Source organism: Dulcicalothrix desertica PCC 7102, assembly GCF_003991905.1.
Lineage (GTDB): Bacteria > Cyanobacteriota > Cyanobacteriia > Cyanobacteriales > Nostocaceae > Dulcicalothrix > Dulcicalothrix desertica.
Genome location: NZ_RSCL01000003.1, coordinates 414,855 through 439,515 on the forward strand (window position 1 = coordinate 414,855; position 24,661 = coordinate 439,515).

Genomic DNA, 24,661 nt, shown 5'->3' on the forward strand with positions numbered 1-24,661 from the left:
GTGATAAATTAGTTGCGCTTCTTAATAATACTGGAGTTTAGACTAAGCAGCAAAAAACGACCCAGTAGCACTGAGTTCAAAAAAAACAAACTTGAAGCATGGAATTGATTGAGACTAAGCCGATTTTTCTTGTTCTTTACGTGGTTTCGGCGTAGTTTTTTTGACTACTGGGTAGCGAATTCTACGTTGTCGTGGTTGTCCTGTCTTCCAACAGGCGTGACTTTCCGCGAGTTTTAGGTGAATGAGCAGGTGTGCCAATAGCCTCTAAAACCAAACCCATAGCCTGGGCAACCCAACGAGCGAGTTAGTTTGTCTAAGGACTTTTGCCAAGGTAAAGGATTGTCTGCACGGCAGTCGCTACAACGGGGGGAACCCCCGCAACGCGCTGCCTCAACAATATCACGAGCCAGCCATAATTCCCAAGTAATCATTGGCATTAAGTCGCTCCAACGCTCACACTGCTTGGTAGTACTGAGTTTCGGAAGAGTCCAGTGTAAGCGTTGCTTTGCACTCGCGTTACCAGTGGTCAACAGTAAACCGACGCAAATAAAGGCGCCAAACCTCGGATAATGGTGGCATTTCTTCCCCTACCCAAGCCAACCATAATGGTTTTTTAACTCTTAAATTCCCTTTTTCATCAAGGCGTTCAACCCTTATTAAGGACATTGGACGTGTCGCAGTTTTACGAAAATGCAAATTTTCCCACAAGCGAATTTTTACTAATCCTAGCTTTGAATCATTTAGTGTCATCTCTACCGTTGCTTGCTGCCATGAATCGGGTTCATTAAGTTTAAATTTGTTACCATGCTTACGAAAGGCGCCCCTTGCCAGAATACTCTGGGGGTGCTGTCCATAAACTAAGATTTGAGCGCAAACGTACAAGAATGTCTGCTGGAATATCGGTTGTTTTTAAAATAAAAGGGGCACAACCATATTCGCTGTCCCACACGGAAATTGGTCTTACAGCTAAGTTTTTACACACTTGCTTTAACTGCCAAGTTGCCTTATCAATTGGGTTTTCGTAACTAGTTATTCGCTCATGCCGTAGCGGTAATGCCCAACTACCTGAGTCCTCTGGCACCCAAGCTATAGTACTATATCCCTCACCAACACCAATTGGTTTGTTTCCACCGAACCCAGGACTTGTATGCTCAATTGTTCTGTCTTGAAGGGTTACTGCATCTGCAAAGCGGCCATAGGGTATGGTCTCCAGCCAATAAAGGGCGATTTTCAGTTGGTATCTGTTTGATATACAAATGCATCAATTTTTGTCGCTGTGGCCTGCTGTCTTGTAGTGCCTCATAAATACTGGGCCATTTGCGCCGAAAAAACGGCGACAGAGAGTTGGGAGCCAAGCTGTAAGCGGTACGTGTCGTTAATATTGCATCAGAAGCGTTCAAATGTTGCATCATGTGCTTTGCCTAAAAGTTTATAAGCAGCTTGACGGAATTCTCGAAGTTTGTCAGATTTCATATTGGCAGGTATGAGAAAAGGTGGTACTTATCTCAGCATCTGTCAAAAGGGGGTCTGTGTTCAATCAGACCCCCTATTTTTTTCCTTGCGAGTTCCCTATTTAGTCTAAAGCCCAGTAAATTAATTAGTAAGAATTAATGCCGTGTTGTCTCTGGTTCCGGTGAACGTCATGAAATTACATCCAAAGGTAGTAAATTACCGATACAAGATGCGGATGTACTAATTGCATCTACTGCTATAACGCGCGGTTTGATTTTGGTTACAAATGATAGTGATATGTCGAGAGTGGATGGATTAACCCGAGAAAATTGGCTTTAAATGAATGTTGGGTTCCGCATAAAGCTACACCCAACCTACGGTTAGGTTAAATCGTCTAGTACTTCTGCTGCTGTTTGGTAGCGTTCGTTGAAGTGATAGCACACCATTTTATCTAATATATTGCCTAACTTGTCGCTGACTGTAACTAAATGGCGCCACTCTACATTTCCTGTATCCGGGTTAATATCCAACGCTTGTGGTGCTACACCTGTTAAAGCTTGAATACCAATCATTCCCAAAGCGTAAATATCACTGCTTAAACGCGGATGTCCTGCTAGTTGTTCCGGCGCCGCATATCCACGTGTGCCAATTGCTACAGTTGCCAGTTCAGTTTCGTTACTAGGTGGCTGCATTTTCTTAACGGCGCCAAAGTCTATTAGCACTAAGTTATTATCTTGAGAGTTACGAATAATATTGTCGGGTTTAATATCACGGTGAATAACTCGGTGTTCGTGAACAAATTTCAGAACTTGTAAGACGCTTTTGAGCATTTCGGTTACATATTCTTCGTCTTGAGTATCGCGTGCTGATAATTCTTTACTAAGCGTTTGCCCTCTTACATACTCTTCTACTAAGTAAAATTCGTTGTTCTCTTCAAAATATGCAAGTAAGTCAGGAATTTGTATATGCTTACCCAATATTAATAAAATCTCTGCTTCAGCATCAAACAACCGACGTGCGACTTCCATAAAACGAGCATCGCGACGTGCAGGCATTAATTGTTTTACTACACAACTTGGCTCCCCTGGACGCTGAGTATCTTTAGCTACATAAGTAGAACCAAAACCACCAGACCCAAGCACGCGGGTAATTTCATATCTTCCACTTAATAAATAATCACCTGTGTTGCGTTGAGGTGGAGCGTCTACAACATTCCCACGCAGTTGTGTATCAGGAAGACGAGTTGGTTCTTTAAGTAATGCACTCAGTTGAGCTATTGCTTCCTGTTGTTTTTCAACTTGAATAATAATTATTCTTGTTTCTATTTCGGTACGATAAGCTAAATATGCCACTGTACCAATACCTGTCATTAGTAACGCAATTGCGGGTGGTACTACTGGTACCCATCCTGCTTGTAAAAATAAGAAATAGCATATCCCTAACAAGGCGCCTAAACTAGTCCCACCAACGACTAAAAACATTAACGGGTTGCGAAAACGCCAACCTACTACCCCTCCCACAAGTGCCCAAAGCCACACCCAGCCAATTTCTGCAAAGTCTGACCAGTACCAAATGAAAGGCTTATCATCTAATACTGTACCCAGAATATTACTTACCACTTGTGCTTGAATTAACACTCCTGGTGTACCCAGTGACTGGTTTGGTAAGGCGCCGTATGGTGTTGAAATACCTCTATCAATACTAGAAGCAGTGTTACCAATAATAACTAGCTTATCTTTTACCAAATCTGGATTAATTTGATTGTTGAAGACTTGTCTTAAGGTTAGTTGTTGCGCTAAATAATCTGGGTGACGATAATTAAGAAAGATTTGATAACCGCCTAAATCTACATCTTCGTAACTACCGGGTTTACCTTTTAAGCTGGGTATAACTTTACTACCTAAAACCCAATTACCATCTTGGTTGAAAGTTGACTTAATGCCTTGTTTGTTTAAATAAGCTGTTATGACTGACGCGGCAAATGAATACTGAGCGTTACACTTCTTATCATGCGAATCTCCAAATAGTAAAGCGCGACGAACTGTACGGTCATTTTGGTCGGGTACTAAGTCATTAAAACCAATATTATCTGGGGGAAAATCTAATGGTGGAGCTATCTCTGGGTTTTTTGGGCTACTAAACTTACAGGCGCCTATTAGCTTACTTTTATTTACAAGTCCGGTGCCTATACCTTTCTCTGAAGCGCGGTAAATATTCAGACCGATGACACGCGGTTGGTAAGATTCTAATTTTTTCAGCAGTTTGTTTATCGTTGTAACTGGTAACGGATATCCAAAGCTTTGTTTATCTTCTTCATCTACTGCCACTATTAGCAAACGATTATCAATTTTATTCACTGGACGTGAGCGCAGCATTTGGTCATATGCCGCTAACTCTAACGGTTGCAACCAAGTTAAATGACGGGCGCCTGTTATTAAAGCTGTAACTCCTAAACTTGTAGCAATTACTACTACTATCTTACTGATAGAGTTACTGCCCTGCGCTGCTAAATTTTTCGGCTTCGAGTCTACCGTAATAGCACTATGCTTATCTTTAACAAGCGTTGCACAGATTTTTCTGAAAAGTCCATTCATCACGGCGTTGCAATACGTTCCTAAAAGTGGTAGATGTTGCAGACTGGGCAGTTGCAGTTACATAGCCCTAGATATTTAATGTAGCAATTTATTTGCTGTATTGGAATAATTAAGAGATTTTCTTTATTCCTTTAGTTAGTGGTTTAATAGACTCAAACATATAAACTTCATAGAATATATTAATAAAATGTCAATATGGAACAAACTTTAAGATGGGTTATATCTAGACCTTGGTTACAACCTTTTTGGGAAAAAACATTAAAGCTTTGCCATGTGGGTATGAACGTTGGAGGTGGATATGCAATCAAAGACAGTGGTGAAAAGCAGGCTCTATACTGGTATTTCACAAAAGTCAATATTAAAGATAATTATTGCGTGTTTGACGTTGGCGCCAATGAGGGACAATTTACAAACGATGTCATTGAAATACTTGGTGATAAGAGCCAAATATATTGCTTTGAGCCGCAAACTAAATGTTATGATATTTTAACTAATGAATTTTCACATCAAAATAATGTTTCAATTTTCAATTTTGCTTTAAGTAAAGAAAATACGACGGGTAGTATATACTTTTCGAGTGAAGGTGAAGCAATTGCATCTTTAACACTAAATATTTTGATTCAAAATGCTGGTGATGTGCGGCAAACTGAAATAGCGATTAAAACGCTTGATTCATTTTGTGCTGATAAAGGGATTTTAGAAATAGATTTATTAAAAATTGATGTAGAAGGACATGAAATAGATGTGCTTTTGGGTAGCGAGAGAATGCTTAAAAATGGCGCCATCAAATGCATACAATTTGAATTTGGTCAAACATGTTTATCTACAAGAATATTCATGCATGACTTTTTTGAGTTATTAGGTAATAAATATGACTTTTATCGTGTATTAAGAAATGGAGTGCATAAAATCAAAGATTATAACTATGGTTTAGAGATTTTTAAAATTACCAACTTTTTAGCTATTCAGAAACCCTAGAAACCGTAGAAACCCGGTTTCTTTGTAATTAAATAGGTAACTCAATCATAAACTCGGTTTTTTCTCCTAATGTAGAAATACAACTGAGCTTACCTCCATGAGTTTCCTCAACAATTTGACGCGCGATAGCTAGGTAATAACGATTAATTAACAATATTGTTTTTCTTGTGGGGTGGGCATCCTTGCCCGCCCTGTATGTAAACCTGTCCCATATCTTGCGGGGGGCGGGTTTAGGGGATTTTTGGTTAGGCTTTAGGTTGTTTGTTAACCCGCCCCTACGGTATCATCATCGATTACGGTATCATCGATTACGGTATCAACATCCACTCTAAAATTATGCCTGCGCGGCTTTCTTTCTGGCGCCCATTTTGTTGTTCGATATCTGTGGATATTCTCAGTTTGCGTGTGATTGCGTAACCTACTGATAATTTTGTTAATCCAATTTCTTCGTTTGATGCTGGCGCCACCCAAGTTTGTGTTAAGGAAATATCTCCACCCCCTCCGCGTGATAATACTAGTAATAGTTTGGCGCCTACGTTAACTCCGTTTGTAGAATCTTTTTCTGTGGATATATGACGATAACCTAAAACTGGCGCCACGTTTACATAACTTCCTAATGGACGTAGATAATAATTTATATCTCCACCATAATTGGTGTGTTTACCGTTGAATGTTGTGTAGTATTCACCGCTAATTGTAAATCTTGTTTTATCTATTTGTATATCTTCGGCGCCAACCTTCACTCCGACCGTAGGGAAATAACCAAAACGTAATCTGCTACGAAAACTAGGGTCGTTTTTTATATCTTCTAATACATTGGGTACTTTTCGGCGCCATCTTTGTAAAACTGGACTATTGTTGATTATCTCTGGACTTAAATCTAAATCTTGGGCGCCAGGTGATGGTGTTTGACTATAAGCTGGTTTTGGATTTATACATAAGCATAAAAAAACTAGTACAGATACATACTTATTCATAGTTTGTTTATATACATTAAAAAAGTGGCACTCCGAAGTGGCGCCACTCTAACTTATAACAAATTAAACCATAGCTTTAGAAATCCCCCCAACCCCCCTTGATAAGGGGGGCTTAAAGCACTCTTGTTCCCCCCTTATTAAGGGGGGTTAGGGGGGATTAACTTTAGCGGACTACACCGTGATTTGATGCAGCATCTATTGGTTTAATTAGATACAATCTGAGAATTTGCCAAGCACTAGAAGCGTAGTAAGGCAATTTTTGCAAGAATTGTAATGGCTTAGGAGTGTTGGAATTAGCGATTTCTCCTAATTTTTCGTTGTTTTTAACACAAACTTCTAACCGTTTGTAAAAGTCAGGATGGTCTGTATTCAACATTACGGGGAATACACGTCCTGCGGTTTTGTTGGTTTTGTCGATGACTTCGTACTCAAACTCACGAGTGTTTAAGCCAAGTGTTTCGTAAAAATCATTGCGCTGAATATCATTAAGATACATCGTCGCAAATACCGACAGTAAGAAGAAGCGACACCATAAACGCGCTCTCCAGTCATTGAGAGTTTGGGGTTGTGCGCGCATTACCGCATCAAAGAAGTCACCATGACGGTTTTCGTCTTGGCACCAGTTTTCAAACCAGCGGAAAATTGGATAAATTTCATGGCTTGGGTTTGCTTCGAGGTTACGGTAAATTGTGATGTAACGCCAGTATCCTATCTTCTCTGATAAGTAAGTAGCGTAGAAGATAAATTTGGGCTTGAAGAATGTATAACTGCGGCTTTTTGTCAAGAAACCCAAATCGAGCGATAAGTTGAAGTCAGACAGCGCTTTATTCAAAAAGCCAGCGTGACGTGCTTCATCGCGCGACATTAAGTTAAAGCCTTCAGCGAGTAAAGGATTTTTATCTTTTAGACGACGACCGAGTTCTTTGTAAAGCAAGAAGCCAGAGAACTCAGCAGTGCAAGAACGCTCTAAAAATTCAACGAACAACTTACGAGTTTCTCCATCAATGTGGTCCCAGGATTGTTCAAATTGGGCATCCCGAACAAAGTGATGGCGGTTGTAGTCAGCGCGAAACTCTTGCACAATGGCTCGTAGCTCATCTTCGTTGACCGAAAGATCCATACGCGCCATTTCATCAAAGTCGGTGGTATAAAATCGCGGGGTCAGCAGAGTTTCCTTCGCTGGAACCTTAGTCCCCGCACGCATTTCTTCAACACCTGGTTTTTTGAGAGAATCTACCATGTTTAAAATTGCTCTTGCCTTTAGTTTTATCTTTTAAGGTTCCAGAAAACAACCATTAGTTTCCTGGCAACGCCGAAAGCGCTCTTTTTTGATTTACAAGTATAAAACTAAGTCTACCAAGCCTTGGGTGCAAACCAGCAGGGTAAAAACGTTAAGAGTTGCAACAAAACTTCTTTTTACTTTAAAAATCGTGCCTTTATCCTCAAAAATCACCCGGTTGGGTGAATCGCATGGGTGAAGTTGAGTTGCGCTATTTCAACTTATCATTATATAAACAGGCGCCTTCTAGAAACCGGGTTTCTAAGAAAAATCGTGATTTTATTACAAGCTATGACAAAGAAACCCGGTTTCTTAAATATATTAAAAAATTAAATCGTAACCATATAGGTAAATAAATATGAACGCAGAAACTCTACAGGAAAAATCCAAAGACCGCTTATTTATGTCCTACATTTTTGCCGCAGGAATGCTACTAGGTTTTGGTGGACTACACCGACTCTATAACGGCAAAATTGGTAGTGGTATTTTGTGGTTAATTACCGGAGGATTATTTGGAGTAGGGCAAGTAGTTGATTTGTTCTTAATGCCAGATATGGTAGCAGAGCGTGAAATGCAAATGCGTCTCAAAGCAGGTTTATCTCCTTATGGAGTACCGATGAATCAGTCGGTTGTCGCATCCCAAGTTTACCAAGTACCTCAACAACAACTAATGGTAAAACTTATTGATGCAGCAGAGAAGAATGAAGGTAAAGTTACCGTTACCCAAGCAGTAAAAGCTACCGGATTAGGATTTGCAGAAATTGAAGCAGTGTTAAAAGAAATGCTTAAATCTGGTTATGTGAGAGTTGATAACGACCATCATACAGGCGCCGTTACCTACCACTTTCATGAAATTGCATAAAAATAACTTCTTGTGGAGCGGGCATCCCGAACCGCCATTTACAATTGGAACGGGCAAGGATGCCCATTCCACAAGGTTATTCCACAAGATAAATTATTGGAAGTTCCTAATTTCTACCCAACCACTTTTGACCATTCAAGCGATAAACCAATCTTGATACCAACATATCAAGCGTGACTTTACGCTCATCGATTAAAAATGATTCAAGTGTACTCGGCGCCTTACCTTCGTTACAAGAAAAAGCCTTCTTACCTTGAATATTTTCTTCAGGGAAATATAAATTGAACTGACGATAACCATTTTGCCAGCTACCTGCAACTTGCCAGCACTCACCTAACTGTATACCCTTGAGTGGAATTGGTTGCTTGGCAAACTTAAGTGATAAATCACGTACTCCCTCGGTTGCAATAGCTTTTTGTAACGCTGGAACATAATCTTGTTCCATAAATTCCAAAAATGGCTTATCTTCAACTGCAGGAGCTTTTTCTTTTTTAGCAGCAGGTTTTTTCTCTCCTGCTGGAGCATCACCACTTGCTTTCTCTTTTTTTGCCGCAGGGGGTTTAGAAGCGTTTGGGTTATCTCCACTTACAGCATCAGGGTCTGGAGCATTAGCTGTAGGGATATTAGTCGTTTCGGGTGAGTCAAGACCAGGAACCTTGTCCTCTGGTTGGTTTTGATTATTTTCTTCTGCCATAGCTCGCAGTTAATCCTTATATATATAGAAGATTCGAGCAATTCTCTTACGAAGACAAGAGCTAGCTCACCTTGAAGTCATCATCCCTATTTTGACATAGCACAGCGAAACCGATTGATTACAATCAACAACGGGATTAACTTAAATCTATAGATGGTAATTAAACGCTCCAAGCACATAGTGGCGCCGCTTAAAAGCGAGACCATAGTCCAGTAAATTCGTCTAAAGTAGCCGAAACAATCATTTTACCGATAACTCTCTATGCATGGCTCTTCCGTACTTTACGTGCTAAAATATTATAATAATTATTTTTTATTTCAGTAAAATCAGTTATGAAGAGGGTTTTGACCGAGCTGTTAAATTTGCCTGACGTAGTAGTAGAATCCAGTCTACAAGAGGGTGAAACCTTAATTTTATCAGTAACTAAAAAGACTAAAAGTGCAGTATGTCCACAGTGCGGTAAAAAGTCAGACCATCTACACCAAAATCAAAATTACTTAATTAAAAATTTACCGATGGGAGACAAGGAAGTTATATTGAATATAAATAGACGAAGATTTAAATGCAAAAAATGCCGTAAAACATTTAATGAAGAACTTGATTTTGTTGGAGCAAGAAAAAAGCATACGCATCGATATGCGGAAAATATTGTTAAACAGCTTATTCATAGTGATGTAAGTAATGTAGCCAAAAATAATGGATTAAGCGATGAAGAAGTTTATTCGATGCTTGAAGATATAGTTAAAAATTTGTTGCCAATAAATGTTAGTAATTTGGTAAGGTTAGGAATAGATGAAATAAGTTTAGTTAAAGGTCAAGGAAAATTTATTGTTGTGCTTGTAGATATAGATACAGGAAAATTAATAGGGTTAGTTAAAGAAAGAAAACAAGCTGATATAGAAAATGTTATGAGAAAGTGGGGAGAAGTAGTTCTAGAACTCCGAGAAGAAGTGAGTATGGATATGACGTTGCATTCCACCTGGAAAAATGGGGCAGCCTTGTTATTAAGATTTTGGGTATCACGAGATATCTCGTTCTGAAGGCTGCCCCATTTTTTTTTGGAGAGACCCGTGACCGGGAATTATAAAAGTTTAATTGATAAGATTTGCCCAAACGCCGTTGTCACAGTGGATAGATTCCATGTTACAAAAATAATACATGAAGAGCTAAACCAAGCTAGAATAGCAGAAAAAAAAGCAGCGTTGGAATTAAATGTTGAATCGAGAGAAAAAGTATTTGATAGTTTAAAAGGGAACAAATATACAATTTTAAAAGCAGAAGATAATCTAACTGATAAACAAAAAATAAAGTTAGATACAATTAGAGAAGCATCTCCTTTAATAGCAATAATGCATTCATTGAAAGAAGAATTCCGTAATTTCTTTGATACGACTGAAGACTCAGGAACAGGAATATTAGGGCTACTCGATTGGTTAAAAAAAGCTGAACCTTATTATCAAAAAAGTGTTAATACAATTAAACGGTGGTTTGGAGAAGTAGCAGGATACTTTGATAGAAAAACTACTAATGGAGTTGTAGAAGGAATTAATAATAAATTGAAGTTAATAAAAAGAAGTGGGTTTGGCTTTAAAAATTTTCGTAATTTTGAAATTAGAGCTTTACTTTCTTGGCACTATAATCTTAATTCAGCACGTTAAGTACGGAAGAACCGTACGCAAGAACCAACAAGATTATCTAGTTGTTCAAATTGACCTTTTCCCACAGGGACACAGAGAGAAAATTAATTTATATGTGCTTTTAATAATAAATTTTCTTGTATATTTTTCAAGCTACAATTCCTCAATTTAAGTGTATTATTAATCACTACATTTACTTAAGTCTATAGTTACAATAAATATGAAAAGAAACCCGGTTCCTGTGCATTCATTTTCGCAGACAAATTGTCTTTTTATAACAATATTGTAACGAAGAAACCCGGTTTATAAGATTTTATTTGTTGCTAGCAATTAAAGGAATATATACATCATGATAGCGAACATCGATTCATTTTATGATGACCAGTTTCGCGCATTAATTCAATTTTATTGTAATCAACTTGGATGGAAAATTGGAGATATTAATGATAGACGAGCTATCATTCGATTTCAAATGCAATCAGGTAGCACGCAAGTTCTTTTTATTATACGCTTTGAAACTACTTTAGAATTCTCTGTCCCCAGCGCTATTTACTATAATAGCACAGACAACGTTCCTGGGTGGATGTCTACAATGTTGTTGATGGAAAACAGTAAGCATAAAATCGGGTTTTGGTGTTTGGAAGATATTGAAGGAAGACAAGTAGTATCCATCATGCACAATGCTCAAATTGACACGATGGATATTGAAAACTTTCAAGTCATCATTAAAAATTTACTCTTAGCTTGCGATAAATTTGAACAAGAAATTGCCACCTTTTTCAAGGACTTAGAGTAAATTCAGGACAACTACCTTCAGGGGCAATTTGACGGTTATGAAATATACTTTCTGGCATTAAACATAAACTACCATCGAAGTATTTACATCTTGCACAGCAGTTACCAGCAGTTATCATTGGTGGTTTCTTCGGTATTTGTTTCTTTGTTATTGGTAGTAACATTAAACTATCTCGATGCCATTTGGCTCGAATAATACCTACTTGTGATAAAGTTTGCCAACGAGGGTCTGTATCTACTACTTCTTGAGGTATACGAATCCAGGCGCCGTCATGTTCTGCTACAATTTCTAATTCTACCTCTTTGGGGTGTTCTATTTCTACTTGCCGTTTTTGACTCAAAAAGTCTGGAAACACTCCATATTCTATAGTCTCCCCACAAGATGGAATATGCACAACATGATTTTTTTGTAAATCGGTTCGTGCTAAATCGTAAAGACTATCGGGCATTCCATGTATTAAAATTAAATGACGCGGCGCCACTTTAGCAATAACTTGTCCTATACCAATCCGGTCGGTATGAGCAGATAAATTAAATTTACGAATTTCCGCTTTTACTGTATAGTCCACCCCATCCATCGTCACAACTTCACCCGACTTCATACTTTGTAATAATCGTCCCGGTGATTCTTCGTCGGTATACCCACTCATAAAAATAGCCGCATCATCTCTTTCTAACAAAGATTTGGCATAATAAACTGAGGCACCACCGGTCAGCATTCCAGAAGAGGCAATAATTACACTAGGTTGAACCATTGCAAATGGACGTTCCTTAGTATCAGTAACAAAAATCACCTTTTTTCCATCACAGAACGGTGGAATACGACAATTTGCAGCAAAGTTACTAACCGCTTCGGGTAACAAATCTAAATTATCATTGAATACATCAGTAATCTTTCTCACCAACCCATCTACAAAGATGGGAATATTACTATTCGTGAATAAAGCGCTGGTTTTGAGTAGTAAAATAATTTCTTGGGCACGTCCGAGAGCAAAAGCGGGAATCAACACATTACCACCTTTGGCAACTACATTCCAAACTGCTTGCACTAACTCGGTTTCTTGCTGTTTGCGACTTGGGTGAATTGCGGCACCATAAGTTGCTTCTGTGATTAAAATATCAGCAGTGGGTAAATCAGCTAATTTTAGTCCCACCGTAGTTCGACTATTGGCAATATTATAGTCTCCTGTATATACTAAACTACGATTGCCATACTTTAAATAAATACAAGCGGCGCCTACAATATGTCCAGCATTGATAAACTTGACGGTTAAACCTGGCAATGGTTCAAATTCTACACCAATAGGTTGAGTTTCCAGGTGTAAAAGCGTTTGGTACAAATCTTGCTCTTCAAATAACGGTTCAAAGTCTTCATTCTTTAAATTTACCTTCAAACAATCTTCCAACATTACCCGTGCTATCGACCGAGTACCTGGAGTACAAATCATCGGTGTCGCTTTGAACATACGATGTAACACAGGTAAGGCGCCGATATGGTCGGAGTGCGCGTGTGTGATTAATATAAGATTAGGGTTTTTCAGCAATTCAAACGCTGGTAACGGATTATCCCCTTTCGGCCGAGTCCCCGCATCCAGCACTATTTCGTACTTTCCTATTTCTACTTTAAAACACGAGGCACCTATCGAACGCGCGGCGCCCAGAGGTGTAACCCTTAATATATCGTCTTCATTTTCCTCTTCGTCTTCATCTTCATCATCAAAATCATCATCATCTATATCACTATCATCACCCAATGCTGGTTGCTGATAAGACCCCAACTCGTAAATAAGTAAAGAAGTAGACCCAACAGTACCCTGAACTCGATACCTTTTCTCTTGTACCGTACCTTCCCACTCCAAAACCCCTGTGTACACATTAAATTCAGAAATTTTTATTCCAGGTATTCTCTCTAATATCAACGGTTCTAATTTTTCACGCCATACTTTTTCTAGTGTTTTCGGCGTAGCCACTGTAGTAGCTGTAGTAGCTGTAGTAACTAGAGCAGGAATTGCCACAGGTTCCACAACTTCCTCTGGTAACGGTACCGACACTGTTTGATTTTGGTAATCGGAATCAAATTTAGTTGCTGTAGTTACATATAACTTTCCAGAGATGAACTCAAAGTCCAATCGATAAATACTACTGACGTGTAAAATTTGTGCAGTAGTAAAAGTAACTTTACAGCTATTTGATACCTTAACTAAAATAGTGCCACGTTTAGCGACTTGTGTGACTCTGCCAATACAATAAGACTGTTGTGCTGACTCTACTTGAGAAATAATTGAAACACTCACTACAGTACCATTCGAGTCGGTAGCAGGAATACATATCCAAATACCTGCACCAGAAAACTCACTATTGCCCTTTATTTTAAGGATTTCACCAGTTATGGTTGTCAAACATTGGTTTTCAATGCTTCCTTCTAAACAGCAAAATATTTCTGTTGTTAAGTTTTGTTGAGTATCTGCCATAAAAATTCTAAAAAGTAATATAATCTAACCACTAAAAACTTCTAACTTAGAAAAAAGAAACCTGACATCAATAGCGAAGTCTGGTTTCTTTCTTTTTATTCACCTAATATACTATGGCTCGTCGATTTTATGTAATTCAACTTGGTTCTTACTGGAGTTTACCAAAACAAGAATATTTAAAATTATTACAACAAGGCGCCGTATCCAATCTTGTTGATATAGATTTAAACACATATCAAGCGCGCATAGTTAAAAAGCCACCATTACAAGCAAAACCCATAGACTTATCAGATTTTGAAATAGAACACTTTCAAATGGAACTCGAACACTTCATGAAAACGGGTGAGCAGACAGGTTTTGACGCAAAAGAATACGTCAATATCTTCTTTGAATAGCCAATAAATAGCCAATAAGCGTTGAAGCGCAAATTTTTCCGATTTTTCTAAGTAATTATACTTAAGCAAAATTTTGGCGCCAAGTCTGTGTGATATAAAGTGCCTATATTAGAGTCAAATCTCCCAAATAAGAAAGAATTTAGCCATTTAATGCGTAATTTTACCCAAGATCGCTCTAATTCTAAGTATTACAATATATGTATTATGTCTTCTATCACTTTTTATTAATTGACTATGAAATACTCCAATAAATTGTACGCATTGAGATTGTCATTGTTTCTCATTTTAAGCAATGTTTGTTTAAAAGTGTAAAAATAATACGAATAAATTTAAATTTATACTAAAACGTTAATTTTGTGCTATTACTCTTACTCTTATACTTGCAAGTCTTGTGACCAAAGAATATTCATGCTTGTACATTTAATTTCTTTTTTAAAACAATCTCCGAACTTATTACTCGTTATCTTATCTCAAGAGTTTTTTCTTAGAAAGACTAAGGCTAATACGTTACAGACATTGTTTCCACTCTACCGCATTGTAGGATTCGCAATCTGCACAATCACCCTTGCCTTAACCACAGGTTGTATCAAAGAACAAGCCAGTAAGCCATCTAAGTCTGACTCAACTACCACGTTATCTAATTCCGTGGAATCTTTTGCTTTACGCATCAGTGTACAACCCACTCAAAATAAAGCCCAGCAAGAACAGATAATTGCCCCTCTGGATGCCCACCTAGAGAAAGTACTGGGTCAGAGGGTCGATTTTCTGATTGCTAAAGATTACAAAGATAGTGTGGACATGTTGGTAGATGGACGAGCCAATGCCGCTTACGTTGGAGTTGTCTCGTACTTTGAAGCCTTGGAGCGAGGGGTAAAAGTCAAACCCCTCGTGGCTCCTATCGACCAATATACTGCTCGCCCTTGGTATCGTTCCTGCATCATTGTAGCTGCAAACAGCCCAATCAAAACCTTGGCAGACTTGAAGGGTAAACGTGTGGCTTTTGTTAACCGCTCTTCGACATCGGGCTATCTTATGCCCTTGGCAGCACTCAGACAACTAGGAATTGACCCAGAACGAGATTTTGCCCAGGTGCTTTTTGGTGGCACCCATGAGCAAACTGAGGCATTGCTGGGTAAAAATGGTGTTCATGCCATCGCTACTAATCTTGCTTCTTATAATAAGTGGAAACAACAGGGCAAGCTAACCTCTCAAGATTCCAGACTGTTGTGGGAGTCTACACCAGTTCCCCATGCTTCTGTGTTGGTTTCTCAAAATTTGCCCCCTTCCCTTATTGAAAAACTGAAGGAAGCTTTTCTCACCACTCCCCCAGGAATTCAAGACTTAATGGGCGCCGAGACTGCCGGATACACTCTGGTGGAAAGTGAGGACTATAATTCTTTTGGGCAATTGCGACATCAACTTAATTTGGTAAAACAGGAGAGTGCCCAATGAAAATCTCTATCAAGTTTGTGGCAATCGCAGCATCATTGGTAGGGGCAATCGCTTTGCTTTTTGGCGGTACTACCCTATGGCGCAATCACATCGAATCTATCACTCTAGAAAAATACAATCAGGCTAAACGAAGGATTGAACTAGCTACCCTGACGCAAAACCAACTTCATTTAGAAATTTTAGAATTGAAAGACCACATTTTGTTTCGGGATTTGGATTTACAAAAAGAAGATGAAGCTGATGCCGATCTTGATGTACTACTCGATGAGTTAAAATCTCTAGGATATACTCCAGATATTAAATACATCTATCAGAGGTCTGAAATTTTTGAACGGCTCGAAGAAAATTTAATTGAGTCGATTAGCCAAGAAGGCGTTGAGGAGTCGCCAGCAACAATAGCAGAACTTCAACAAGACTTCCGGGCTATTAACGGGTTTGGGCGGGATATTAACTTTTTTCTAGATAAAGTAGAGCAGCAGGCTTTGCAGCAGGCCAAGCAAGCCACACAAGAGCTAGAACAGGTACGGACAATCGCCATCAGCATTTCCTACGCCACCATTGCTCTTTTAATTGTGATGGTATTGGGGGTGTTCTGGCTGGTGTTGCGCCCGATGATTCAATCCCTCAAAGAACTTCAGAAAGGAGCTACAGAAGTTGGGGTGGGTAACTTAGCCTATCGTCTCAACATCCGCACCAACGACGAAATTGAGCAGGTGTCTCTGTCATTTAACCAGATGGCAGACAATTTGAATCAAGCTCAAACTATTCTGGAACAAAAACTTGCGGAACTTCAGGTTGCCAAAGAAGCCGCTGAGGTCGCTAACCGAACCAAAAGCGAGTTTCTCGCCAACATGAACCACGAACTCCGCACTCCCCTAAATGGCATCTTGGGCTATGCTCAAATTTTGCAACGCGACCCTGCCACCACTGAAAAACAGCAAAAGGGACTGGGCGTTATTCATCAGTGCGGCTCCCATTTGCTGACACTAATCAACGATATTTTGGATTTGTCTAAACTGGAAGTACAAAAGATGGAGCTTTATTCTCAGGACTTCCATTTAAACAATTTTCTTACTACCACTGTAGAAATATGCCGTATCAAAGCCGAACAAAAGGGTGTCGAATTTTATTACGAATTGGGTGAAAATTTGCCCATTGCTGTTTGTGCCGATGACAAACGCTTGCGGCAGGTATTGCTCAATCTTCTGAGTAATGCTATAAAATTTACTGACTTTGGCAGCGTGAGATTTACAGTTGATGCCGTGGAGAATAATAAGGAACAGGAAAATATTTTATCCACACGCCTTCGTTTTCAAATTCAAGATACGGGTATTGGTATTCCTGCCGAAAAACAAGAAGCCATTTTTTTACCCTTTGAGCAAGCAGGTAAGCGAGATCGTAACAGCGAAGGAACTGGGTTGGGGCTAGCTATCAGTCAACAAATTGTTCAAATGATGGGCAGTTCCATTCAGGTTAAAAGTACATTAGGTCAGGGTAGCATCTTTTGGTTTGAAGTTGAGTTACCTAGCGCTGCTGATTGGCTTGCCCAATCTACGACTATTCACCAAAAAGTCATAGGTTATCAAGGGGAACGGCAGAAAATTTTGGTGATTGATGATCGTGTCGAAAACCGTGCTGTGGTGATAGGAATGCTTGCTCCTCTTGGTTTTAAATTAGCAGAAGCTGAGGATGGTCTTCAGGGACTCGACAAAGCTATTGAGATGCGTCCCGATTTAATTATTACTGACGTAATAATGTCTCAAATGACTGGCCTAGAAATGACTCGGCGCCTGCGTCAATTGTCAGATTTTGTCAAAACCCCAATTATTGCATCCTCCGCTAGTTTATCTCAGGTAGAGATGCAAGAAGCACTAGACGCTGGTTGCAATGCCTTTTTTCCTAAACCAATTGAATTTACCGGATTGCTGAGTGAGTTACAAAAATACTTGGAGTTGAAGTGGACTTATGAAACTACACCCGAAGCCACTGCAACTAGCACCATTGTTTCTGATGAGGCAGCTTATTTAGTGCCGCCAACTGAAGAATTGACAATTCTCTACCAAGCCGCTCAGGACGGGTTTATGGCAGATATTCAGCAGGAAGCTAATCGCTTAAAACAATTTAATCCCCAGTATACGCCCTTTGCCAACAAACTATTAGAACTGAGTCAGAAATTTGACGACGAAGCAATTCTTAATTTGCTGAAACCATATATTTAATAACGCTACGCAAAATTGAATCTGACAAATCTCTACTTTTTATAATTATTTTTTAGGAGAATACACATGTCTAATACTCAATCAACTCCAACTGGAACAATTTTAGTTGTAGATGATAATCCCACCAATATTCAAGTGTTGTTTGACTTATTAAGTGAGATTGGTTATCGGGTTGCAATTGCCAAAAGTGGTGAAGCTGCTTTGCAACGTCTTCAGTCCTTCCATCCTGATATTATTTTGTTAGATGTGATGATGCCAGGAATAGACGGGTTTGAAACTTGTCAACGGCTTAAAGGTAACTCTGCCACTAACGATATTCCTGTGATTTTCATGACGGCACTTTCTGACACGGTGGATAAGGTCAAAGGCTTGAGCTTAGGCGCCGTGGATTATATTACAAAACCCATCCAGCATGAAGAAGCACTAGCGCGAATTCGAGTCCATTTGCAACTCAGTAGTACCCAAAAAACACTAGAAAAACGTACTTATGAACTATCTCAGACATTAGATAATCTCAAACAAACCCAAGCACATCTTATACAAAGCGAAAAAATGTCCTCTCTTGGTCAACTAGTGGCAGGTGTGGCACATGAAATTAACAATCCTGTTAATTTTATCAGTGGAAATCTTCCTCCTGCCGAAGAACATATTCGCGATATAATGACTTTTATTAAATTATACCAGGAATGTCACCCTCAGCCCCATCCTAAAATTCAAGCATGGATGAAAGAGGTAGATATAGAATATTTAGAAGAAGACTTGCCTAAACTGATCGATTCGATGAAATTAGGCTGCGAGCGTATTTGTAAAATCGTCCTTTCTCTAAGAAACTTCTCCCGCCTAGATGAATCAGAATGTAAACTTGTGGATATTCATGAAGGGCTTGAAAGCACCCTACTAATTTTGCAACATCGCCTTAAAAACAAATCAAACCAACCTAGCATTCAAATCGTGCGAGATTATGAACAGCTTCCCCTTATAGAATGTTATCCTAGTCAAATCAATCAGGTATTCATGAATATTCTTAGCAACGCTATTGATGCCTTGGAAGAACAGTATTTACAATATAGTCCTAAACAAATTTCATTAAATCCTAGTATTATCACCCTACGAACTCACCAATTATCCAATCACACTATTGCTATTCACATTGCAGACAATGGTTTTGGTATTCAGGAAAATATTCGCTCCAAACTCTTCGATCCCTTCTTCACGACAAAACCAATCGGTAAAGGAACTGGATTAGGGCTTTCTATTAGCTATAAAATTGTTACAGAAAAACATGGTGGCAAACTTTATTGCCAGTCAGTATTAGGACAAGGTACTGAGTTTATTATTGAAATTCCGGTTCGACTATTGTATTTAAACTCAAAATAACAATTTATTTAAGTAGATTTAATACTGAACAACTTCTTCCTGAAATCCATACTTTTCGTCTAAACACCAACTTCTTATATCCCTAGATTTTCCATCATAAACAGAAACTATAATATACGAATATGAGTGCCAAGCATATTCACGGTCAAACTCAGAAGGAACTGCTAAATTATCAACGTGTGAATGAAATATGCCGATAATATTTAACGACTCCTCTCGTGCTTGCTTTTGTGCTACCATTAAATCCCTAGGCGAAATTGTATACCTACTATTACGACTCCCTTCTTGATTTGTAAATATAGTCGGTTCTTCTTCCGTATTCCAAACATTCTTTGTTGTAATAACTGTGACACATTCCTTATTACTCCCCGAAGCTATACCAAGTAAAATACCACAACACTCTTCAGGATAGGCGCCTTCTGCATGGTTGTAAATAATTTGTAAATGTGAGGTAGTAAGTTGTATCATGTGGAGTTTAGTAAAAAATATTACATCCTAAAATTTATTATTGAATTTTGTAATTAACTCATCTATCGCTGCTCTCACCTCCACAGCTTTACTTACCAAACGGTCATAATCTTCAATAGGTAACATTTGTAACTCGTAACTGAGTAAAAGAAAGTATTGAACTTCTGTAGCATTATCGCTTGCTAATTCCAAATAATTAATCTTTTCTTCATAATCTTCCCTATCATATCCCTGAGCAATTTTAATTGGAATAGCAGAACAAGCTAAACGTATTTGCTGCGTCAAACCCAAAATTTCCACTTCTGGAAACTCTCGTGTCGCTTGATAGACAGCAACTGTTAACTCATGGGCTTTTTCCCATTCTTTGATTTCTCGAAAGTCGGTCATGTGGTTTATAAAATATTTGTCTATTCTTAGAATTGTCTCAAAATCATAACAAATATTTACGCTTTTTTCTATAATGAAAATATTTGGGAATAATCTAAAGGAAGTATTAAATTTTGTTTATATAAACTATAAGTTTATTTGATGTTTTATTAATATTTTAATTTTCTTGCCATTTAAATGTCTAAACATCTATATATACAGGCGCCGAATCTGGTATATTTGCCGTAGAAATACTGAAAATGTATGATTGTGACAGTAGCGTCCTTTAAAGGAGGAGTGGGGAAGTCAACGACAGCACTGCACCTAGCAACGTATTTACAAACACAAGCTGATACGTTGTTAATAGATGGTGACTTAAATCGTTGTTCATTAGATTGGTCAAATCGTGGTAGTTTACCTTTTAAAGTCGCAGATGAAGAAAAAGGAGTAAATTTAGCGAGTCTTTATGAGCATATAGTTATAGATACTCCAGCACGACCATCACTGGGTGATTTAAAAACATTAGCGCGTGGGTGTGATTTACTAGTTATTCCCACAGCACCGGATGCAATGTCTATGGCAGCGACTTTACAAATGTTTGGCGCCTTAAAAGGAGTTAAAGCGAAGTATCGTGTGTTACTAACATTGGTTCCACCGTATCCAAATAAAGCAGGAGAAGAAGCGCGTATAACGTTGGAAAGTATTGGAGTGCCATTGTTTAAAACGAGTATAAGGCGCCTCAGTGTATTTCAAGATGCAGCATTAGAGGGGGTGCCAGTCAATGTAGTCAAAGACCCAAAAGCGAAAATTGCGTGGAGAAGCTATGTAGAAGTAGGGAAAGAAATTTGCAACGGATGTAACGGATAGGAATACTATAAATAACTATATGAGTGAAAAAAAGAAGGGTAGTCGTTTTGATGATTTGATTGATGCAGCGCGTAGTCGTAAGCAACGCGATGAGTTCCCATCGATTGTAGAAGAAGACAAATTGGGTATAAAGAGTAAGAGTACAGACCCTAACTATATTCGTACAACTATTTATTTACCAAAACAGTTACATCGAAGAATGAAGGCAGCAGCATTATCTCAAGACCGACAAATGAGTGATGTTATCGCTGATTTAGTCGAACAATGGCTTTTAAAGAGTTAAAAGTGTTGAGTGCTGAGTTCTGAGTGCTGAGTTGCTATTTATATAATTTTATTCGTCACCCCGTCAGTTCTTTACTCTCAATTATCTCAGCACTCAGCACTTTCTACTCAGCACTTTCTACCAGCACTTTCTACTCAGCACTCTTAAAATACTACTTCTTCTCCTTTTTCTGTGAAGCGGACGTTTCTAATTTTCCATTTACTGTTGCTGGTTAAAGTTCTACTGACACTGCCAAATATAGCTGAGTTTTCACAACTTGAGAGCGAACTTAATGACCGTTTTGAGTTGGGTGCTACTCGTAAGTCTACTGTTGCTGTACCATTTTGAACACTGACACGATACCCAGATAAGCTAAAGTCTCCGTCATTGTGTCCTTCTAATGCTCTACCTACTGCCCCTGCAACGGGTTCATCCGCAGGAACGCTTGTTTTTTTCGGCACAAAATCTTGGCACTGTGAATCAATAGTATATACGGTAACGTCTACTGTTTTTCCTGTTGGCGCCTCGGTTGCTGTGGGAATAGCGTTATAAGTAAGTGTTTTAGAATTTGGTGTTTCGGTTAACTTGGTTTTTTCGCGTAATTTTGCTGCACTCGGTGAGGGAGATGGGGAAAGACCTGTTGTAACGGAAGGCGCCTCACTTGTTGGCGTTGGTGTTACAGTAACAGTAGGAGTTTCAGTTGGTGTTGCTGCGATAATATCGGGTGTGGGTGATGCTGCGACACTAGGTGTAGTTGTCACGGGTGCTTCACTCGTTTTTTCATTTGGGTTCGATGCACAGCTACTAAGACTAGCTACTACTGTCACAATAAATAAAGGAACAATCAGTTTTTTTACAACTTTCATAATTTGCACGCTCTCCTGCTGCCTTGGGAGTTAACATTTAACTTCAGTGTGGAGGATAAAGTTTCCGTATAATTTTGCAGTCAATCGGGAAAATAAGAAAGGGGGGAGACAAAAATATTTTAACTATTTTAAATTCCCGTACTGGCGCCGATACTCCGTATAACCTTATCTTACATGCGCGCTATACTTATGTGTGTTTGCCTTATATCATTCAATCAAATAATATAAACCCCATAGTTTGAGTTTATGAGTGAAGCCTATGTCTAATTATAATAGTACATACGAACCTCGTCAAGCTGAGTGGGACAATGTACTTATAGATAAATATCCAGCAGCGAAATGGAAGCAATGGAAAGCTGGTTTATCAGATGAGTCAGTTAAATTAGAGCGCGAGTATTTACGCATGAAGCACTCGGTTCAAGTTGCTAATTCAGCGTTATTACTAGAAAAAATAAAAGTTAAGCTAAAATTAACCAGTTCTAAATCTATTGGATTACAGGGTACTTTTCCTTGTAAACCGGGAGACGTTGGTAAAAAAGGTTGTCCGAATAAACAGTATACTATTTCTTTGGGATTTACAGCAAATGATGTTGGTTTAAAGCTTGCTGTGGCAAAAGCACGCGAATTAGATTTGTTGTTAGTCACCAAACAATTTAAATGGACTGCTGAGTTGCTGGGTAAACAAGCGCAGAAAATACTTCCAGATACAGAAAAAGCACCAAAGCTAATTTCTGAATTAATTGAAGAATATGAAAAAGCGTTTTGGAAGACTCATGAAAGAAACCGTCAAGGGATACGTACTTGGGAAAGTCATTATTTGCGACACTTAAATAAATTACCCCAAAACGAACCTTTAACTCTAGAAGCCATAGAAACAGCTTTAGAAAAAACTAAACCCAACACTTCCTCACGCTTTTACTTATCCTGGCAACTCAAAAAATTCTCCGAGTTTTGCGGTATAGACGCTGCAAAAAATATTACCGCTTATGCCACCCCAAATCCGGCGCCAACAATTAGAAGAATTCCTACAGACGAGGAAATCATTGAAGGATTTAATATAATAGGGGCGCCACTTTCTCAGTATGCTAGTAAAGAAAATATTACATATCCTGACCAATGGCAGTGGGCATATGGAATGTTAGCAACATACGGACTAAGACCACACGAACTATTTGCAGTAGACCTAGAAGCATTTACAAACCCCGAAAACACCTTCCACCTCATCAAACTCAACCCAGCATTAACCCAAGGAACCAAAACCGGAGAACGTAACTGTGGAGTTCCTCCCTTATACCCACACTGGATAGAACTATTCGACTTAAAAAATATCAAGGCGCCTGCTCTAGGTGGTACTCTAGAAAATCAAACGGCCAAACTCCACACCCGTTTTAGAACAGTAAAACTAGACTTTCGTCCTTACGACCTACGTCATGCATACGCAATACGTGGACACCGTTTAAGAGTACCCATCAAAACAATGTCCGATTACATGGGACACACAGTCAACGAACACACAAAAACTTACCAACGCTGGATGAGCGAAGATGCTAACCTAGAAATATATAAAGAAGTAGTAATTCATCGAGTTGGCGCCAGTAAAGAAGCGATGAAAGAACGCATCCAAGAACTAGAAGCCGAAAATTTATCATTAAAAGCCGAAAACCAAACCCTAAAATCAATCTTAATCAAACATCAACTAGAATTCTTAACATAACTCTCTTGTGGAGCGGGCATCCCTGCCCGCCCAACAAAATTATAATAAAATATGCTGAAAACCCCGTCTTTTAAGACTATCCATTACCCGGTTCTTTCTCAACAATACTAAAACTTACTTAACAACCAGCTAAAACTTACTTAACAGTAGTTGACCTGCATTGCTAGGTATAGTTTTGGAGTGAGATAGTAATCAGGGTGGTGGATAATGGAAAAATGGGCATCAAAAGAATTGGAACACGTAGACCTAGGAGATGCACGACGAAATAAACGTAGGAGTGCGTATAGTAGAAGACTTGGCAGCACAACCAACTAGCAGTGTTCCTCAAGCTTGTGGAAGTGTAGCCGCAACAACAGCAGCCTATGATTTTTGGAGTTCACCGTACTTTAAACCTGATGATATACGAGATGGGCATATTAAAGCGACTTTGGAAAGAGTCAAAGAACATAATATAGTTTTGATGATTCAAGATACAACAAGTATAGATTTGACAACTCATCCAGCAACAAAAGAAATTGGGTATTTAGATAACAGATATTGCTTTGGCTTAAAAGTACATTCAACACTTGCAGCAAGCATAGATGGAATACCTCTAGGAATAGTTAATTAACAAGTTTGGGCTAGAGATATAGAAGATGCGCGGAATAGCGAAAAAACGACATAAACGAAAAATAGAAGAGAAAGAAAGCCAACGTTGGTTAGATGGATTAGAGCCAACACAAGAGTTCGTACCATCAGAAATAACAGTTGTAACAATGGCAGATACTGAGGCTGATATTTTTGAGTTATTTCACATAAGTCAAATCGAGACAAAGAAAAATTTCTGTGTTCAATGTGGCTTTTACGAACATGCCGGTATCGGTGCCGCAAAAACAATCCGAGATCGAGTAATCGAATTAATAGAATATCAAAAGGTACACGGGGACTGCGTGGAAC

General features: G+C 38.8%; 23 protein-coding genes and 3 pseudogenes. 14 read left to right on the plus strand and 12 right to left on the minus strand.

Annotated features, from left to right (window positions below):
* Nucleotides 1–233: 233 nt before the first annotated feature.
* The 3 genes from DSM106972_RS53250 to DSM106972_RS53260 are packed head-to-tail and all read right to left on the minus strand — an operon-like array spanning nt 234 to nt 1,081.
* The gene (locus DSM106972_RS53250; protein ID WP_233787741.1) at nt 234–530 is read right to left on the minus strand and encodes a hypothetical protein; all 297 of its coding nucleotides are present in this window, start codon (nt 528–530) and stop codon (nt 234–236) included.
* The gene (locus DSM106972_RS53255) at nt 517–750 is read right to left on the minus strand and encodes a hypothetical protein (RefSeq protein ID WP_233787742.1); all 234 of its coding nucleotides are present in this window, start codon (nt 748–750) and stop codon (nt 517–519) included. The genes DSM106972_RS53250 and DSM106972_RS53255 overlap by 14 nt, the downstream gene beginning before the upstream one ends.
* A 58-nt stretch (nt 751–808) precedes the next feature.
* Nucleotides 809–1,081: a hypothetical protein gene (locus DSM106972_RS53260; RefSeq protein WP_233787743.1), complete on the minus strand. Its 273-nt coding sequence runs from the start codon at nt 1,079–1,081 to the stop codon at nt 809–811.
* Between the two features lie 590 nt (nt 1,082–1,671).
* On the opposite strand from DSM106972_RS53260, the pseudogene DSM106972_RS53265 reads away from it, so the two are divergent.
* A pseudogene (locus DSM106972_RS53265) lies at nt 1,672–1,791 on the plus strand (PIN domain-containing protein); the annotation flags it as partial.
* 41 nt (nt 1,792–1,832) lie between these two features.
* Here DSM106972_RS53265 and DSM106972_RS08615 read toward each other — a convergent pair.
* A complete protein-coding gene (locus DSM106972_RS08615; protein WP_127080301.1) occupies nt 1,833–4,046 on the minus strand; it encodes a CHASE2 domain-containing serine/threonine-protein kinase in 2,214 nt (737 codons plus the stop codon).
* Nucleotides 4,047–4,241: 195 nt separating this feature from the next.
* Between DSM106972_RS08615 and DSM106972_RS08620 the strand changes: the two genes are divergently transcribed.
* Complete coding sequence (locus DSM106972_RS08620) at nt 4,242–5,024, plus strand: FkbM family methyltransferase (protein WP_127080302.1); 783 nt, start codon at nt 4,242–4,244, stop codon at nt 5,022–5,024.
* Between the two features lie 28 nt (nt 5,025–5,052).
* Here DSM106972_RS08620 and DSM106972_RS52145 read toward each other — a convergent pair whose 3' ends face one another.
* The 3 genes from DSM106972_RS52145 to acsF form a co-directional block, all read right to left on the minus strand.
* Nucleotides 5,053–5,178 carry an ATP-binding protein gene (locus DSM106972_RS52145; RefSeq protein WP_127080303.1) on the minus strand — a complete coding sequence of 42 codons (126 nt, stop codon included), beginning with the start codon at nt 5,176–5,178 and terminating at the stop codon, nt 5,053–5,055.
* A 154-nt stretch (nt 5,179–5,332) separates the two neighbouring features.
* Complete coding sequence (locus DSM106972_RS08630; protein WP_127080304.1) at nt 5,333–6,001, minus strand: hypothetical protein; 669 nt, start codon at nt 5,999–6,001, stop codon at nt 5,333–5,335.
* Between the two features lie 163 nt (nt 6,002–6,164).
* Entirely contained in the window at nt 6,165–7,241 is a 1,077-nt protein-coding gene (acsF, locus tag DSM106972_RS08635) for a magnesium-protoporphyrin IX monomethyl ester (oxidative) cyclase (RefSeq protein WP_127080305.1), read from the minus strand.
* A gap of 230 nt (nt 7,242–7,471) precedes the next feature.
* Between acsF and DSM106972_RS53270 the strand changes: the two genes are divergently transcribed.
* The gene (locus tag DSM106972_RS53270; protein WP_158632786.1) at nt 7,472–7,636 is read left to right on the plus strand and encodes a hypothetical protein; all 165 of its coding nucleotides are present in this window, start codon (nt 7,472–7,474) and stop codon (nt 7,634–7,636) included.
* Nucleotides 7,637–7,638: 2 nt separating this feature from the next.
* Complete coding sequence (locus DSM106972_RS08640; protein WP_127080306.1) at nt 7,639–8,142, plus strand: TM2 domain-containing protein; 504 nt, start codon at nt 7,639–7,641, stop codon at nt 8,140–8,142.
* 106 nt (nt 8,143–8,248) lie between these two features.
* On the opposite strand, the gene DSM106972_RS08645 is transcribed toward DSM106972_RS08640, so the two are convergent.
* On the minus strand, nt 8,249–8,836 hold the full coding sequence (locus DSM106972_RS08645; protein WP_127080307.1) for a DUF2996 domain-containing protein: 588 nt from the start codon (nt 8,834–8,836) through the stop codon (nt 8,249–8,251).
* A gap of 332 nt (nt 8,837–9,168) precedes the next feature.
* Here DSM106972_RS08645 and DSM106972_RS08650 point away from each other — a divergent pair.
* Nucleotides 9,169–10,491, plus strand: a pseudogene (locus DSM106972_RS08650) (transposase); the annotation flags it as partial.
* 331 nt (nt 10,492–10,822) lie between these two features.
* Nucleotides 10,823–11,269, plus strand: a complete 447-nt coding sequence (locus DSM106972_RS08655) for a hypothetical protein (protein ID WP_127080308.1) — start codon at nt 10,823–10,825, stop codon at nt 11,267–11,269.
* Here DSM106972_RS08655 and DSM106972_RS08660 read toward each other — a convergent pair.
* Nucleotides 11,253–13,739, minus strand: coding sequence for an MBL fold metallo-hydrolase (locus DSM106972_RS08660; protein ID WP_127080309.1), 2,487 nt, complete (start codon nt 13,737–13,739; stop codon nt 11,253–11,255). The two genes, DSM106972_RS08655 and DSM106972_RS08660, sit on opposite strands and share 17 nt — an antisense overlap.
* 113 nt (nt 13,740–13,852) lie before the next feature.
* Here DSM106972_RS08660 and DSM106972_RS08665 point away from each other — a divergent pair, with 113 nt between their 5' ends.
* The 4 genes from DSM106972_RS08665 to DSM106972_RS08680 all read left to right on the plus strand — a co-directional run bounded on the left by DSM106972_RS08665 (nt 13,853) and on the right by DSM106972_RS08680 (nt 19,182).
* Nucleotides 13,853–14,134: a hypothetical protein gene (locus DSM106972_RS08665; RefSeq protein ID WP_127080310.1), complete on the plus strand. Its 282-nt coding sequence runs from the start codon at nt 13,853–13,855 to the stop codon at nt 14,132–14,134.
* A 408-nt stretch (nt 14,135–14,542) separates the two neighbouring features.
* The gene (gene phnD, locus DSM106972_RS08670) at nt 14,543–15,586 is read left to right on the plus strand and encodes a phosphate/phosphite/phosphonate ABC transporter substrate-binding protein (RefSeq protein WP_127080311.1); all 1,044 of its coding nucleotides are present in this window, start codon (nt 14,543–14,545) and stop codon (nt 15,584–15,586) included.
* Complete coding sequence (locus tag DSM106972_RS08675; protein WP_127080312.1) at nt 15,583–17,805, plus strand: ATP-binding protein; 2,223 nt, start codon at nt 15,583–15,585, stop codon at nt 17,803–17,805. Before phnD ends, DSM106972_RS08675 begins: the two co-directional genes overlap by 4 nt.
* A gap of 66 nt (nt 17,806–17,871) precedes the next feature.
* Nucleotides 17,872–19,182, plus strand: a complete 1,311-nt coding sequence (locus DSM106972_RS08680) for a sensor histidine kinase (protein WP_127080313.1) — start codon at nt 17,872–17,874, stop codon at nt 19,180–19,182.
* Nucleotides 19,183–19,200: 18 nt separating this feature from the next.
* On the opposite strand, the gene DSM106972_RS08685 is transcribed toward DSM106972_RS08680, so the two are convergent.
* The gene (locus DSM106972_RS08685) at nt 19,201–19,650 is read right to left on the minus strand and encodes a M67 family metallopeptidase (RefSeq protein ID WP_127080314.1); all 450 of its coding nucleotides are present in this window, start codon (nt 19,648–19,650) and stop codon (nt 19,201–19,203) included.
* A 27-nt stretch (nt 19,651–19,677) separates the two neighbouring features.
* A complete protein-coding gene (locus DSM106972_RS08690) occupies nt 19,678–20,037 on the minus strand; it encodes a four helix bundle protein (protein ID WP_127080315.1) in 360 nt (119 codons plus the stop codon).
* A gap of 243 nt (nt 20,038–20,280) precedes the next feature.
* On the opposite strand from DSM106972_RS08690, the gene DSM106972_RS08695 reads away from it, so the two are divergent.
* Together DSM106972_RS08695 and DSM106972_RS08700 are read left to right on the plus strand one after the other, a co-directional pair.
* The gene (locus tag DSM106972_RS08695) at nt 20,281–20,883 is read left to right on the plus strand and encodes a ParA family protein (protein ID WP_127080316.1); all 603 of its coding nucleotides are present in this window, start codon (nt 20,281–20,283) and stop codon (nt 20,881–20,883) included.
* 19 nt (nt 20,884–20,902) lie between these two features.
* Nucleotides 20,903–21,166 carry a plasmid partition protein ParG gene (locus DSM106972_RS08700; RefSeq protein ID WP_127080317.1) on the plus strand — a complete coding sequence of 88 codons (264 nt, stop codon included), beginning with the start codon at nt 20,903–20,905 and terminating at the stop codon, nt 21,164–21,166.
* Between the two features lie 143 nt (nt 21,167–21,309).
* On the opposite strand, the gene DSM106972_RS08705 is transcribed toward DSM106972_RS08700, so the two are convergent.
* The gene (locus DSM106972_RS08705; RefSeq protein ID WP_127080318.1) at nt 21,310–22,011 is read right to left on the minus strand and encodes a RodZ family helix-turn-helix domain-containing protein; all 702 of its coding nucleotides are present in this window, start codon (nt 22,009–22,011) and stop codon (nt 21,310–21,312) included.
* A gap of 259 nt (nt 22,012–22,270) precedes the next feature.
* On the opposite strand from DSM106972_RS08705, the gene DSM106972_RS08710 reads away from it, so the two are divergent.
* Together DSM106972_RS08710 and DSM106972_RS53275 are read left to right on the plus strand one after the other, a co-directional pair.
* Nucleotides 22,271–23,725: an integrase gene (locus DSM106972_RS08710; RefSeq protein ID WP_127080319.1), complete on the plus strand. Its 1,455-nt coding sequence runs from the start codon at nt 22,271–22,273 to the stop codon at nt 23,723–23,725.
* A 207-nt stretch (nt 23,726–23,932) separates the two neighbouring features.
* Nucleotides 23,933–24,516: pseudogene (locus tag DSM106972_RS53275) on the plus strand (IS4/Tn5 family transposase DNA-binding protein); the annotation flags it as partial.
* Between the last annotated feature and the right edge of the window lie 145 nt (nt 24,517–24,661).